The sequence below is a fragment of the Pseudomonas sp. S35 genome (assembly GCF_009866765.1).
Taxonomy (GTDB): Bacteria; Pseudomonadota; Gammaproteobacteria; order Pseudomonadales; family Pseudomonadaceae; genus Aquipseudomonas.
In genome coordinates, this window is record NZ_CP019431.1 from 1,390,649 (window position 1) to 1,403,196 (window position 12,548).

12 protein-coding genes are annotated in these 12,548 nt (G+C 60.9%); 7 read left to right on the top strand and 5 right to left on the bottom strand.

Translation table 11 applies throughout. The annotated features are described in order from the left end of the window. The first annotated feature begins 97 nt into the window (after positions 1–97). Complete coding sequence (locus PspS35_RS06180; RefSeq protein WP_159933182.1) at positions 98–370, top strand: type B 50S ribosomal protein L31; 273 nt, start codon at positions 98–100, stop codon at positions 368–370. A gap of 21 nt (positions 371–391) precedes the next feature. On the opposite strand, the gene PspS35_RS06185 is transcribed toward PspS35_RS06180, so the two are convergent. The 4 genes from PspS35_RS06185 to PspS35_RS06200 all read right to left on the bottom strand — a co-directional run bounded on the left by PspS35_RS06185 (position 392) and on the right by PspS35_RS06200 (position 6,459). Next, entirely contained in the window at positions 392–1,771 is a 1,380-nt protein-coding gene (locus PspS35_RS06185; protein WP_159933183.1) for an ATP-binding protein, read from the bottom strand. After that, positions 1,768–3,582 (bottom strand): DAHL domain-containing protein, encoded by a 1,815-nt coding sequence (locus PspS35_RS06190; RefSeq protein ID WP_159933184.1) that lies wholly within the window; start codon positions 3,580–3,582, stop codon positions 1,768–1,770. Before PspS35_RS06190 ends, PspS35_RS06185 begins: the two co-directional genes overlap by 4 nt. A gap of 10 nt (positions 3,583–3,592) precedes the next feature. Continuing rightward, positions 3,593–4,516: a cytochrome c peroxidase gene (locus PspS35_RS06195; protein ID WP_159937993.1), complete on the bottom strand. Its 924-nt coding sequence runs from the start codon at positions 4,514–4,516 to the stop codon at positions 3,593–3,595. Between the two features lie 65 nt (positions 4,517–4,581). Continuing rightward, positions 4,582–6,459, bottom strand: a complete 1,878-nt coding sequence (locus PspS35_RS06200; RefSeq protein WP_159933185.1) for an EAL domain-containing protein — start codon at positions 6,457–6,459, stop codon at positions 4,582–4,584. 217 nt (positions 6,460–6,676) lie between these two features. On the opposite strand from PspS35_RS06200, the gene PspS35_RS06205 reads away from it, so the two are divergent. The 4 genes from PspS35_RS06205 to PspS35_RS06220 are packed head-to-tail and all read left to right on the top strand — an operon-like array spanning position 6,677 to position 9,605. Further along, entirely contained in the window at positions 6,677–7,978 is a 1,302-nt protein-coding gene (locus tag PspS35_RS06205; protein ID WP_159933186.1) for an HD domain-containing phosphohydrolase, read from the top strand. Between the two features lie 48 nt (positions 7,979–8,026). After that, positions 8,027–8,440: an NUDIX domain-containing protein gene (locus tag PspS35_RS06210; protein ID WP_159933187.1), complete on the top strand. Its 414-nt coding sequence runs from the start codon at positions 8,027–8,029 to the stop codon at positions 8,438–8,440. A 23-nt stretch (positions 8,441–8,463) separates the two neighbouring features. After that, a complete protein-coding gene (locus PspS35_RS06215) occupies positions 8,464–9,102 on the top strand; it encodes a LysE family translocator (protein WP_159933188.1) in 639 nt (212 codons plus the stop codon). Then, entirely contained in the window at positions 9,099–9,605 is a 507-nt protein-coding gene (locus tag PspS35_RS06220; protein WP_159933189.1) for a GNAT family N-acetyltransferase, read from the top strand. Before PspS35_RS06215 ends, PspS35_RS06220 begins: the two co-directional genes overlap by 4 nt. A gap of 25 nt (positions 9,606–9,630) precedes the next feature. On the opposite strand, the gene metR is transcribed toward PspS35_RS06220, so the two are convergent. Then, entirely contained in the window at positions 9,631–10,548 is a 918-nt protein-coding gene (metR, locus tag PspS35_RS06225) for a transcriptional regulator MetR (RefSeq protein WP_159933190.1), read from the bottom strand. Positions 10,549–10,730: 182 nt separating this feature from the next. Here metR and PspS35_RS06230 point away from each other — a divergent pair, with 182 nt between their 5' ends. Together PspS35_RS06230 and PspS35_RS06235 are read left to right on the top strand one after the other, a co-directional pair. Continuing rightward, complete coding sequence (locus PspS35_RS06230; RefSeq protein ID WP_159933191.1) at positions 10,731–11,750, top strand: alpha/beta hydrolase; 1,020 nt, start codon at positions 10,731–10,733, stop codon at positions 11,748–11,750. 54 nt (positions 11,751–11,804) lie between these two features. Then, the gene (locus PspS35_RS06235; protein ID WP_159933192.1) at positions 11,805–12,458 is read left to right on the top strand and encodes a DsbA family oxidoreductase; all 654 of its coding nucleotides are present in this window, start codon (positions 11,805–11,807) and stop codon (positions 12,456–12,458) included. Positions 12,459–12,548 lie beyond the last annotated feature (90 nt).

Below are 12,548 nucleotides of genomic sequence, written 5' to 3' on the forward strand. Positions count from 1 at the left end.
GCGCGTCCTCAGCCCTTGTTGCAAAAGATTCTCGTTTGGCTGGATTGTTGTGTTATTGTATAACGTATCATATGCACCCAAGCGCCCCGGAGGCCCTATGAAAGCTGGTATCCATCCCGACTACCGCACCGTGCTGTTCCACGACACCGCCGCCGACGTGTTCTTCCTGATCGGCTCCACCGCTGACAGCGATCGCACCCACACGCACAGCGACGGCAACACCTACCCCTACATCCCGCTGGACGTGTCCAGCGCGTCGCACCCGATCTACACCGGTCAGCAGCGCAAGACCCAGGTCGAAGGCCGGATTGCCGGGTTCAACAAGCGCTTTGCTGCGTTTGGGTCGAGCCCGAAAAAAGCCGAGGCATAAGCTTGATTGCGGCGGCGTGCCCTACGCCGCCGTCTGCCGAATCGGCAACACCACGCGAAACTTCGTACCTTTGCCCAGCTCGCTGCTCACGGAAATATCGCCACGGTGTTTCTTGACGATGCCGTAGGACAATGACAACCCCAACCCCGTCCCTTCGCCCACCGGCTTGGTGGTGAAGAACGGATCGAAGATTTTTTGCACAGTGTCCGGGCCTATCCCGCAGCCATTGTCTGCCACTTCCAGCCAGATGTTTTCGCCTTCCACGCCATTGCTGATGGTGATGGTGCCGCGCTCCGGGCCCATGGCTTGCGCGGCGTTGATCACCAGGTTCATCACCACTTGATTGAGCTGCGAAGCCAGGCATTCGATGTCCGGCAGGGGCGCGTAGTGTTTGACGACATCGGCCTTGTACTTGAGCTCGCTGGCGACGATGTTCAGCGTCGAATCGATACCCTGCTGCACGTTCGCAAATTGCCACGTCTGGTCGTTGTCCACGCGGGAGAAGTTTTTCAGGTCCTTGACGATCTGCACCACACGCCCGATGCCGTCCTTGGATTCGCGGATCAGGATCGGAATGTCTTCCTTGAGAAAGTCCAGCTCCAGCGCCTTACGCAAGGTGTTGAGCTGATCGCGTTGCGCACCCGGCGCGAGGCTTTCCTCGGCCTGTCGATAAGCGTCCAGCATCTGTTGCAGTTGGTTGAAGTAGCCGTCGAGGGTGCTGAGGTTGGAGGAGATAAACCCCACTGGGTTGTTGATCTCATGGGCCACGCCCGCTGCCAGTTGCCCCAGGGATGCCAGTTTTTCCGACTGCACCAGTTGGCTTTCGAGGTGCTTGCGTTCGTCGATTTCCACTTGCAGCGCCTGGGTGCGTTGTTCCACCAGTTGTTCGAGATGACTGGTTTGCAACGAGGCGCGGCGGGCCATGTCCCATTTATTGGCCAGGGTATTGGCCATCTGTTGGACTTCGATGTTGTCGAACGGCTTTTTCAGGATCAACAACCGATCGTGGCCGTGCAGGCGGTGCAGCAGCTCATCCCAGGCGTAATCCGAATACGCTGTGCACACCACCACTTGCAGGCCGGGGTCGACTGTCCACAACGCTTCGATGGTCTTGGCGCCGTCCCAACCCTGAGGCATGCGCATGTCGACAAACGCCAGGGCGTAGGGGCGTTTCTCGGTCATTGCCGTGGTGAGCAACAGCAAGCCTTCTTCCCCGCCATAGGCCGAGTGCAACTCGAAGGGTTGGACCGTGGGCGTGCTGGTGTGGCCAAACAGTGCCGACTCCATATCATCCAGCGCCTGGTTGGATTCACCGGTGGGCATGAGGATCTTGCGAAAGTCATCGTGAATCGACGGCGTGTCGTCGATCAGCAAAATGCGCCGGTTGGGAGGTTGGTTCATGGGGGGCTTCCGGCAAGGGTGAGAGGAATCGTCAAGGTGAACACCGCGCCCAGGCCAGGCCCGTCACTGTGGACGCTGAGCTGACCGTGCATTTCCACGGCGGCCAGGGCGCAGCTGTGCAGGCCGAAGCCGTGGCCTTCCTTGCGGGTGGTGAAGCCGTGGGTGAAGATCCGGGTCATGTTCTCGGCGGGTATGCCTTCGCCCTCGTCCTTTACGCTGATCTGCAGGGTGTTGTCTTCCAAGGGGTGCACCGCCAGGGTCATTTGCCGTGGCCGGTCCGTGAGGTTGGACATGGCGTATTTAGCGTTGCTGATCAGGTTGACCATGATCAGCAGCAACCGGTGTTTGTCCGCCATGATTTCCGGCACCTGCCCATACTCCTTGACCACCGTGACGTGATGGCGGCTCAGCGCGCCGGCGTTCATGCGCAGGGCGTCTTCCATCAAGGCGCTGATGTGCACCGGTTCCATCAGCGTGGAGGCGCCGGCATAGGACTGCTGGGTAGAGACGATGTCCTTGATGTGGTCGACGCTTTTGCTCAACTGCGCCAGCTCATCGGCCATGCCTTGCTGCTCGACGGCAATGGCGTGCACCAACTGGTTGAGGTAGCCGGGCAGCAGTTTGCCCTTCTCATCCTCGGTGAGAAAGGTGCCCAAGTCGCCCTTGTGTTCGTTGATCAACTGCATGGCCTTGCCCAGGCCCAGCGCCTTGCTGCTGCGCAGTTTGCGGGTGACCAGGTCGGCCGAGATATTCACGCTGTTGAGCACGTTGCCGACGTTGTGCAGCACGTTGGTGGCGATCTCTGCCATGCCGGCCTGGCGGGCGCTGTCGAGCAGTTCGCTCTGGGCATCCTTGAGCTGCTGGGTGCGCCGTTCCACCCGTTGTTCCAGGGTGTCATTCGCCGCCTGCAAGGCGCGGTTGACCCGGTTGATCTCGGCGAAGCTGCGTAGCAGGCGTACCGTCAGATAGAGCAGCAACATTACCAGTAACGTCGAAAAGACCAGCAGGTAACGATGGTATTGATGGTCGATCAGGTCAGCCGCTTGCTGATCCTGATTGAGGTGGTTGGTCAGGTCGTCCAGGCGGTCGGCCACCGGGACCGCCGCAATGCGCTCAAGCAGGCTGTTGACCACCGGCTGTTCGCGCAGGATCAGAGAGATGTGGTTGCTGAGGATCTCTACCGGGGCCTGGAACTCGCTGGGCAGGCTCTCTTTGTTGATCGCCAGTTTGCCCAGGCCCACGAGGATGTCGGCGGCGCGTTCGTCGCTGGTCACCTGGGCGAATTCCAGGCTGCTGAGCAGCAGGTCGTAGGTGTCGGTGGCCACGTCTTGCAGTTGCAGGCGGCCCGCATCGTCAATGCGATTGAACTGGGCCTGGATGTCATCTTCGGCGGTTGGCAAAAAAGCCAGTGAGTTACGCAGCACGGCATTGTGGGATTTGAACTGGTCGACCAAGCGGGCTTTTTCCTGGATAGCCGCCTGATAGGCTTGCGTGCTGGCTTGCCAACCCGGCAGGTCGTCGGCGTTGTGGGACGTCTCGCTGTCGCTCAGTTCGGCCCATAGTCGGGTCATCTGCGCGAGTGGCGTGACCAGCGGATCATAGTTGTGGGTGATCGCGATCCGCGCCTTGAGCACTTCGCTGTCCCATTGGGCGTTGAGTTGCTTGAGTTGGCGGATCAAGTCCCGCGACTGGGTGTAGCTGGCCGTCTGGTCGCGAGAAGCCTTGAGGTACAGAAACACCAGCGTCGAGGCCAGCAGCAGGGTGATCAGCCCAAGCAGGATCTGGCTGGTGCGGCGGCGGGTGAGGGTCATGACGGTACGCTCATAGAGGCTTGCCTGCCCATTCGCCGGTCAGGGTCTTGAGAAACTGAATGATCAAGTCTTTGTCCTCCTGGGACGGGTTGCGCCCCAGTTGGTACTTGAACATCACATCCACCGCTTCGGTCAGGGTCGTGGCCGAGGCATCGTGGAAGTACGGCGCGGTGACCGCCACATTGCGCAGGCTGGGCACCTTGAACACATAGCGGTCTTCTTCGTCCTTGGTCAGTAGGTAGCGGCCCAGGTCCGATTCGACCGGATTGCCGCGCGCCTTGAAGTAGTCGCCCATCACACCGAACTTCTGGAACATATTGCCGCCGATGTTCACGCCCTGGTGACAGGCGATGCAGCCGTAATCCTTGAAGCGCTGGTAGCCGTATTTTTCCTGGGTCGTGAGGATGTCGGTATTGCCCAGCAGGTATTGGTCAAAACGCGAATTGGGGGTCAGCAGGGTGCGTTCATAGGTGGCCAGGGCGTTCTGCACATTGGCGGCGGTGACGCCGTCCGGGTACGCCTGCTTGAACGCATGCTGGTAGGCGGGCAGGGCGGCCAGGTTCTGCACCACGGTTTTCCAGTCGCTGCCCATTTCCACCGGGCTGATGACCACTTGCTCGACCTGCGCCTCCAGTGTGTCCACGCGCCCATTCCAGAACTGCTTGAAATTCAGGCTGGCGTTGAAGACCGAGGGGGTGTTGATCTCTACCGGTTTACCGTCGAAGCCCACGGAGAAAGGCCTGTTGTCAGCCCCCCCGGCTTCCAAGTGATGGCAACTGGCGCAGGAGAGCGTGTTATTCACCGACAGGCGTGGCTCATTGAACAGCTGGCGGCCCAGTTCCACTTTGGCCGCGTCCAGAACCGGTACGGTCGGCAAAGGCTTGAGCGCCTCGTTCAGCGGCGCGGCCATCAGTGGCGCGCCGCACCCCACCATGACGGCCAGACCGAAACCAAAGGTTGAGACTCGGCTCAAGCGCGCACTCCTTGCAAGCGTGGAAGTTATGAATGGGTTATCGGCATCGCACAGCCGACCTGCAGCAAACGGGCGAAATCTTTCGCAGGCACCGCTTTGCTGAACAGAAAACCCTGGCCTTCTTCGCACTCCTGGGTTTTCAGAAAGTCCAGTTGTTCGGCGGTCTCCACCCCTTCGGCGATGATGTTGAGTTCCAGGCTCTTGCCCATGCCGATGATCGCAGTGATCAATTGTGCGTCCTGGCTGTTGGCGTTCAAGCCGCGCACAAAGGATTGGTCGATTTTCAGTACATCAATCGGAAAGCGGCGCAGGTAGCTGAGGCTGGAGTAACCCGTGCCGAAATCATCCAGGGCCAGGCGAACGCCGATGGCTTTGATCCGTTGCAGGATATCGACCGTTTCATCGACGTTCTGCATCAACACACTTTCGGTGATTTCCAGCTCCAGTTGGGCCGGTGGCAGGCCGGTGTCCTTGAGGATGGCTGCCAGGTTGTCGACAAAACTGCGCTGGCGAAAGTCGATCGCCGAGACATTCACCGAAACACGCAAGGAGGGCAGGCCCATCACACGCCAGATCTGTGCTTGCTCGCAGGATTGGCGCAATACCCATTGGGTCAAGGGTACGATCAGCCCGCTGTCTTCAGCCACGGGTATGAAATCAGCCGGGTTTACCCACCCCGAACGTGGCTGAAACCAGCGTATCAGCGCCTCCGCCCCGACAATTTTCCCGGACGCCAGGTCGAGTTTGGGCTGGTAGTGCAACACAAACTCATCGCGCTCCAGCGCCTGGCGGATTGCGCTTTCGAGGTTTTGCTGGTGCTGGGCGCGCAGGTTCATGTCTTCGGTATAGAAGCTGAAAGTATCCGGGCCGCGTTCTTTGCTGGTGTGCATGGCGGTTTCGGCGTGTTTGATCAGTTCTACGGCATTGCCGCTGTCATTCGGGTAAATGCTGATGCCCAGGCAGGCGGTGATGCTCAGGTCGTGCCCCGCTACGTGGCGGGTGGCGCTGATGGCGTTGAGTAGCTTCTGGGCAATGTGTTGGGTTTGCTGGGGATGCTGGACATCGTTGAGCAGGATCACAAACTCGTCGGAGCCATAGCGAAACACCGAGTCCGACTCCCGTACCGACGCCACCAGCCCCTGGCTGACCTGCTGCAGCACTTCGTCGCCCACCGGATAACCCAGGGCGTTGTTGATGCGTTTGAAGCGGTCGAGTCCGATAAACATCACCGCCAATTGCGTGTCATGCCGACGGCCGAGGGCGATGGCCTGGGTCAGGCGATCACCCAGCAGCGTGCTGTTGGGCAACTGCGTGAGCGCGTCGTATTGCAATAGGTGCGAGACTTTGAGCAATTCCTGCACCCGTTCTTCGATCGTGCGCTCCAGGCCGATCACCTTCAGCGCGACGTCCTGGGCGAGTTGCCATTTCCACGTCAGGGCGCTGGCCATCTGGCGGATTTCCAGAGGGTCGAAGGGTTTCTTCAGGATCAGCAGTTGGTCGTTGTATTTCAATCGCGCTTCGATGGCTTCGAAGGAATAGTCCGAATAGGCCGTGCACAGGGCGATCTGCAGGTTGGGGTCGACGTTCCACAGCTGCTCGATGGTGTGCAGGCCATCCCATCCGGGCGGCATGCGCATGTCGATGAACACCAGGGCGTAGGGCGCGTTGGTGGCCAGGGCCTGGTTCACCAGCGCAAGCGCTTCCTGCCCCTGGTAGGCGGAATCGAGTACAAACAGTTGGCGCGGCGCGGCGGCAGTGGTGCCGAACAGGGTTGCTTCAAGGCTGTCCAGTGACTGCTCGTCGCGTGCTTCTGGGCAGAGGATCTTGCGAAAGTCCTCATGGATCGAGGCGGTGTCATCGACGATCAGGATGCGACGGTTGGCCCGTCCTGAGTGCGGGTTCATGACGCGCTCCTCACCTGCAAAAGGTTCGACGGCATAACGTTCCTTCCCTGGTTGCACTATTGAGCGGGCGTGGACCCGCTGTGAGAGCATAGTCGGGTTACCTTGAAATCGGCGGCCAGTTGGCGTCAAATCAACCCCGCGCCATAAGCGAGGGAAGACGGCTTGGCACAAGGGTTCAATTTAGCTCAACTCGGTTTAATGTGAAGGCGCAGCCAACATGGATGAACAACTCGCGACTAAACCCACTATTTTGCTGGTCGACGATGAAGAGTCGATCCTCAACAGCCTGCGTCGCCTGTTGCGAGGTCAGCCTTTCGACGTGGTGCTCGCCGGCAGCGGTGCCCAGGCGCTGGAGATCATGGCCGCCCAGCCCATCGACCTGGTGATGAGCGATGCGCGCATGCCCGGCATGGACGGCGCGCAGTTGTTGGCCGAAATCCACCGCCTGTATCCCGCCACCAGTCGTATCCTGCTGACCGGCTACGCGGACCTGCCCACGATCATCAAGGCGATCAATGAAGGGCAGATCCACCGCTACATCGGCAAACCCTGGAATGACGAGGAACTCAAGCTGATCCTGCAACAGGCCCTGGAGCACCAGCGCCTGGAACGCCTGACCCACGAGCAGAACGATCAGCTCAAGCTGTTGAACGCCACCCTGGAAAAACGCGTGGCCGCGCGCACCTCCGAGCTGCAACAGACTGCCGATATGCTCGACCTGGCCTATGACGAGCTCAAACACAGCTACGTAACCGGCACCGAAGTGTTTTCGCTGCTGGCCAACCTGCGCCTGCCCAAAGACAAACAGACCAACCGCCCGCTGATCGAGTTGGTGCGTGTGTACTGCGCCGCCCAGTCCATCGATGAGGCCAGCACCCGCGACCTGGCGATGGCCGCCGCGCTGTACAACATCGGCAAGTTGAGCTGGAGCGACAGCATGTTGGTCGAGCCGGCCGACAAGCTGCATAGCACCGACCGCGAACGCTATCGTGGCTACCCGACCCAGAGCGAATCGTTGTTGATGACCCTGGAGCCGATGAAGGATGCGGCGCGGATGATCCGCCATCACCAGGAGCGCTGGGATGGCAGCGGTTTTCCGGACCACCTCAAGGGCGAAGCGATCCCGTTCGGCTCGCGCCTGCTGAAACTGGCAGTGGACTTCATCGAGTTGCAGAAAGGGCTGATCCTCGAGCGGCATCTGAACAGTGATGAAGCGCTGTTATATATCCGCAAATACGCCGGGCGCCTCTACGATCCGGCGTTGATCGACGATTTTGTCCAGGCTTGCGCCGCGTTTGTCAGTGATGTGACCTTGGGCGACCCGACCGTCAAGGTGCTAAGCACCCGTGAGTTGGCCGCTGGCATGGTCCTGGCGCGCAACCTCAATGCCGACAACGGCATGCTGCTGCTCAACGCCGGCAAGGTGCTGAACTTGCCATTGGTGGACAAGCTGATCGCCTTCGAAGCGATGGAAGGTGCCAAGTACAGCGTGTTTATCAAGGAACCGGACGAGGCATGAGTCGCGTCCCATTACGCTCACTTTTTTGACTTCAAGGTTTTCATTCCCATGTCCATGACCCTCCGCATCGCCGCCGCCCTCCTGATCGGCAGTGACGGCCAAACCCTGTTGGTACGCAAGCGCGGCACCCAGGCCTTTATGCAGCCGGGCGGCAAGATCGACGCTGGCGAGCAGCCCGCCGAGGCTCTTGCGCGTGAACTGTTCGAGGAGTTGAACCTGCGGATCAACCCCAGCGACGCCGTCTACCTCGGCCATTTTTCGGCCCCCGCTGCCAACGAACCGGGTTTCACCGTGGACGCCCAATTGTTCCTGGTGCAGATCGACACAGCCGTCACCCCCGCTGCCGAAATCGAAGAAGTGCGCTGGATCGACCCCGCCGGTGATGGCGGCCTGGTCCTGGCGCCGTTGACACGTGACCTGATCCTGCCGTTCTATCGCTCATCGCTGACTGCCACCGCCTGATTTCCAGGCTCAAGGACTGCCCCGTGATCCCGCTCAACGACTTGCTGATTTTCGCCGCTGCCTGCCTGCTGATGGTGCTCACACCCGGCCCGAACATGATCTACCTGATCTCCCGTTCGATCTGCCAGGGGCGCAAGGCGGGCATGGTTTCGTTGCTTGGCGTGGTGGCGGGGTTTTTTGTGCATCTGTTCGCGGCGGCCGTGGGTTTGACCGCCGTGTTCCTCGCCGTGCCGATGGCCTATGAAGTGCTGAAATGGGCCGGTGCCCTGTACCTGCTGTGGCTGGCCTGGCAAGCGGTCAAGCCGGGGGCACGCTCGCCGTTCGAAGCCCAACAATTGCCGCCCGATTCCACGCGAAAACTGATCACCATGGGGTTTCTCACCAGCGCGCTGAACCCCAAGATCGCGGTGTTCTACCTCTCGGTGTTCCCGCAGTTCATCACCCCGGAGCACGGGTCGGTGTTTACCCAGAGCCTGATGCTCGGCTTCACCCAGATCAGCGTGAGCTTCGTGGTGAACATGCTGATCTCGTTGTTCGCCGCCTCGATTGCTGCGTGGTTCATGCACAACCCCACGTGGCTGTCGGTGCAACGCTATTTCATGGGGTTTGTCCTCGCGGGCCTGGCGGTACGGCTGATGCTAGAGCAGCGGCGCAGCGCATGAATATTCGCGAGCTCACGGCCGGCGACGCCGAGGCGTATCGGGCATTGATGCTGGAGGCCTACGGGGTTTATCCACAGGCGTTTACCTCCAGCGTCGCCGAGCGCGCAGCAATGCCCCTGAGCTGGTGGGAAAAGCGCCTCGACAACCCACTGGATCGGCTGCTGGGCGGTTTTGATGGGGATGAACTGGCGGGCATTGTCGGCCTGGCATTCGAGCCTCGGGAGAAGGCGCGGCACAAAGTGACCTTGTTTGGGATGTACGTGACCGCGGTTTATCAACACAAGGGCTTGGGCCGACGGTTGGTGCAAGCGGCACTGGACGAAGCGCGCCAGCACCCGCGCCTCAAGGTGATCCAACTGACCGTCACCGCCGGCAATGATGCCGCCTTTGCGTTGTACCAACGCTGCGGCTTTATCCAGTACGGCCTGGAGCCGCTGGCGGTGCGGGTGGGCGTGGATTACTTCGACAAAATCCACATGTGGCGCGAACTCACGGCGGGCTGAGGTCCAGTGTGGGAGGGCGGGTGTTTCAGCGCACCGCGCTCACGCCGTCCAAGGTCGAAAACGACGTGTCCTTGGCCGTGAGCAAAAAGTCGCGCATATACGGCGCATCCAGCATGTCCGCACGAATCCCTGCATACAGCGTCGCAAACAACCCTTTCTCACCCAGCCGCTTGGCTTTTACATAGCCACGCGAGCTGTATTCGTGCAGCGCCCAATGGGGCATGCCGCACACACCCCGGCCGCTGGCGACCAGTTGCATCATCATCACCGTCAGCTCCGAGGTGCGCACTTGGGCCGGCTCGATGTCGGCCGGTTCCAGGAAACGGGTGAAGATGTCCAGGCGGTCGCGCTCCACCGGGTAGGTGATCAGGGTTTCGGGGAGCAGGTCTTCGGGCACGATGTACGACTTGTTCGCCAACGCATGTTGGTTGGCGACCGCCAGCATGGCTTCGTAAGTGAACAGTGGCACGTATGTGATGCCCGGCAGTTCCAGCGGGTCGGACGTGACGACCAGATCCAGATCACCTCGGGCCAGGGCCGGCAGCGGTGCGAAGGCAAAACCTGAGGCCAGGTCCAGCTCGACTTCCGGCCAGGCATCGCGGAACTGGTCGATGGTTGGCATCAACCACTGGAAGCAACTGTGGCATTCGATCGCCATGTGCAAGCGCCCGGCAGTGCCGCCAGCCAACCGTGCGATGTCGCGCTCGGCACCGCGCAGCAAGGGCAGGGTGGCGTCGGCCAACTGCAGCAGGCGCAGGCCGGCGCTGGTGAAGCGCAGCGGCTTGGTCTTGCGCACGAACAGTGGCATGCCCAGACGTTCTTCCAGCTCCTTGAACTGGTGGGACAGTGCCGATTGCGTCAAGTGCAGGCGCTCAGCGGCTTCCACCAGGCTGTCGGCTTCGCGCAGGGCGTGCAGGGTCTTGAGGTGACGGATCTCGAGCACGGGCTCTCCATGAGTACAATTTGTGAAGAATCTGAATGGCGTGAGTTTGTCTCATGTTGCGAGGCGTGTCGACCTCGACCGCTGGGCACTCTTCATCAAACTGTCATGGAACTGTGGCAGCGCGCTTGAACAATCTTCATCAGACTCGCGCTCTACTGGGGTTCTGCGTTTCGGTGTTTTTCATGCGCGTGTTGCTTTTACTGGCCGCTTTCTTGTTCGGCCTGCCGTCTTTTGCGGCGTCTCGATGTGATGTCAATGTCCCGACCCAAACGGTCGACCTGGCTCAGGTGAGCATCGCCTACCAGAGCATCGGCCGTGCGTCCGACCCGGCCCTGCTGCTGGTGATGGGCCTGGGCGGGCAGTTGATCCACTGGCCGGATGAAGTGGTGGTCGCCCTCTGCCAACAAGGCTTTCGGGTGATCCGCTATGACAACCGCGACGTCGGCCTGTCCACCTGGCGCGAGACCCCGGCCAATGCCAACCTCACCTTCGAAGTGCTGCGCTACAAGCTCGGTCTGCCGGTAGCGGCGCCGTACACCCTGACCGATATGGCCGATGACGCCCTGGGCTTGATGGACGCGTTGCAGGTCCAGCAATTCCACGTGCTCGGCGCGAGCATGGGCGGCATGATCGCCCAGCATTTGGCGGCCATGGCGCCACAGCGGGTCGAGAGCCTGACCCTGATCATGACCAGCTCTGGCGCCGAAGGCCTGCCGGCACCCAGCGCGGCGTTGGTGCAACTGCTGTCGCGGCGCGGCGCGCCCAATCGCGAAGTCGCCCTGGAACAACAGGCCGATCTGCTCGCCGCACTGGGCAGCCCGACTATCCAGGATGATCGCCAGGCGTTGCTGCACCAGGCTGCGCTCTCTTACGACCGTGCCTTCAACCCGGAGGGCGTGAAGCGCCAGATCATGGCGATCCTCGCCGAGCCCAGCCGCGTGCCGCTGCTCAACCAGTTGCGCGTGCCGACCCTGGTGGTCCACGGCACCGCCGACCCGTTGTTGCCGGTGATGCACGGCGTACATTTGGCCGCGCATATCCAGGGCAGCCAATTGAAGCTGATTCCCGGCATGGCCCATCGTTTCCAGGAAGCGTTCAAGGCGCCGCTGCTGACGGCCGTGTTGCCGTACCTGCAAGCCCATCGTGAAGATGCCGCCCATTGGGCGCAGGTTGATCAGGTGGCGCCTGCGAAGCTGCTGTGAGGTGGTGTATCGTGCAACCTTTGCGGCGTATGACTGCCAACGAGGTTGCCTACCATGAGTACCCCCCTGAAAATCGATTTCGTCAGCGACGTGTCCTGCCCCTGGTGCATCATCGGCCTGCGTGGCCTGACCGAAGCCCTCGACCAGTTGGGCGCCGAGGTGCAGGCTGAGATTCATTTCCAACCGTTCGAACTGAACCCGAACATGCCCGCTGAAGGGCAAAACATCGTCGAACACATCACCGAAAAATACGGCTCGACGGCCGAAGAATCCCAGGCCAACCGTGCGCGCATCCGCGACATGGGCGCCGAGTTGGGTTTTGCCTTTCGTACCGATGGCCAGAGCCGTATCTACAACACCTTCGATGCCCACCGCCTGCTGCATTGGGCCGGCCTTGAAGGCTTGCAGTACAACCTCAAGGAGGCGTTGTTCAAGGCCTACTTCACCGATGGCCAGGACCCGTCCGACCACGCTACCCTGGCGATCATTGCCGAGAGCGTCGGCCTGGATATCAAGCGTGCGGCCGAGATTCTCGCCAGCGACGAATACGCCGCCGATGTGCGTGAGCAAGAGCAGCTGTGGACATCCCGTGGCGTGACGTCGGTGCCGACCATCGTGTTCAACGATCAGTACGCGGTCAGCGGCGGCCAGCCGGCTGAGGCGTTTGTGGGCGCGATTCGCCAGATCATCAATGAAGCCCGAGCCTGACCGTGTTCCCATGTGGGAGGGAGCAAGCCCCCTTCCACATGAGTTCTGTGTGAATCTGAATATCTCGCTGGCCCGCCCCTTGCATTGACC

Coding starts and splice junctions, on each gene's coding strand:
- PspS35_RS06180 (WP_159933182.1), top strand. CDS start 98: ATGAAAGCTGGTATCCATCCCGACTACCGCACCGTGCTGTTCCACGAC.
- PspS35_RS06185 (WP_159933183.1), bottom strand. CDS start 1,771: ATGAACCAACCTCCCAACCGGCGCATTTTGCTGATCGACGACACGCCG.
- PspS35_RS06190 (WP_159933184.1), bottom strand. CDS start 3,582: ATGACCCTCACCCGCCGCCGCACCAGCCAGATCCTGCTTGGGCTGATC.
- PspS35_RS06195 (WP_159937993.1), bottom strand. CDS start 4,516: ATGGTGGGGTGCGGCGCGCCACTGATGGCCGCGCCGCTGAACGAGGCG.
- PspS35_RS06200 (WP_159933185.1), bottom strand. CDS start 6,459: ATGAACCCGCACTCAGGACGGGCCAACCGTCGCATCCTGATCGTCGAT.
- PspS35_RS06205 (WP_159933186.1), top strand. CDS start 6,677: ATGGATGAACAACTCGCGACTAAACCCACTATTTTGCTGGTCGACGAT.
- PspS35_RS06210 (WP_159933187.1), top strand. CDS start 8,027: ATGTCCATGACCCTCCGCATCGCCGCCGCCCTCCTGATCGGCAGTGAC.
- PspS35_RS06220 (WP_159933189.1), top strand. CDS start 9,099: ATGAATATTCGCGAGCTCACGGCCGGCGACGCCGAGGCGTATCGGGCA.
- PspS35_RS06230 (WP_159933191.1), top strand. CDS start 10,731: ATGCGCGTGTTGCTTTTACTGGCCGCTTTCTTGTTCGGCCTGCCGTCT.
- PspS35_RS06235 (WP_159933192.1), top strand. CDS start 11,805: ATGAGTACCCCCCTGAAAATCGATTTCGTCAGCGACGTGTCCTGCCCC.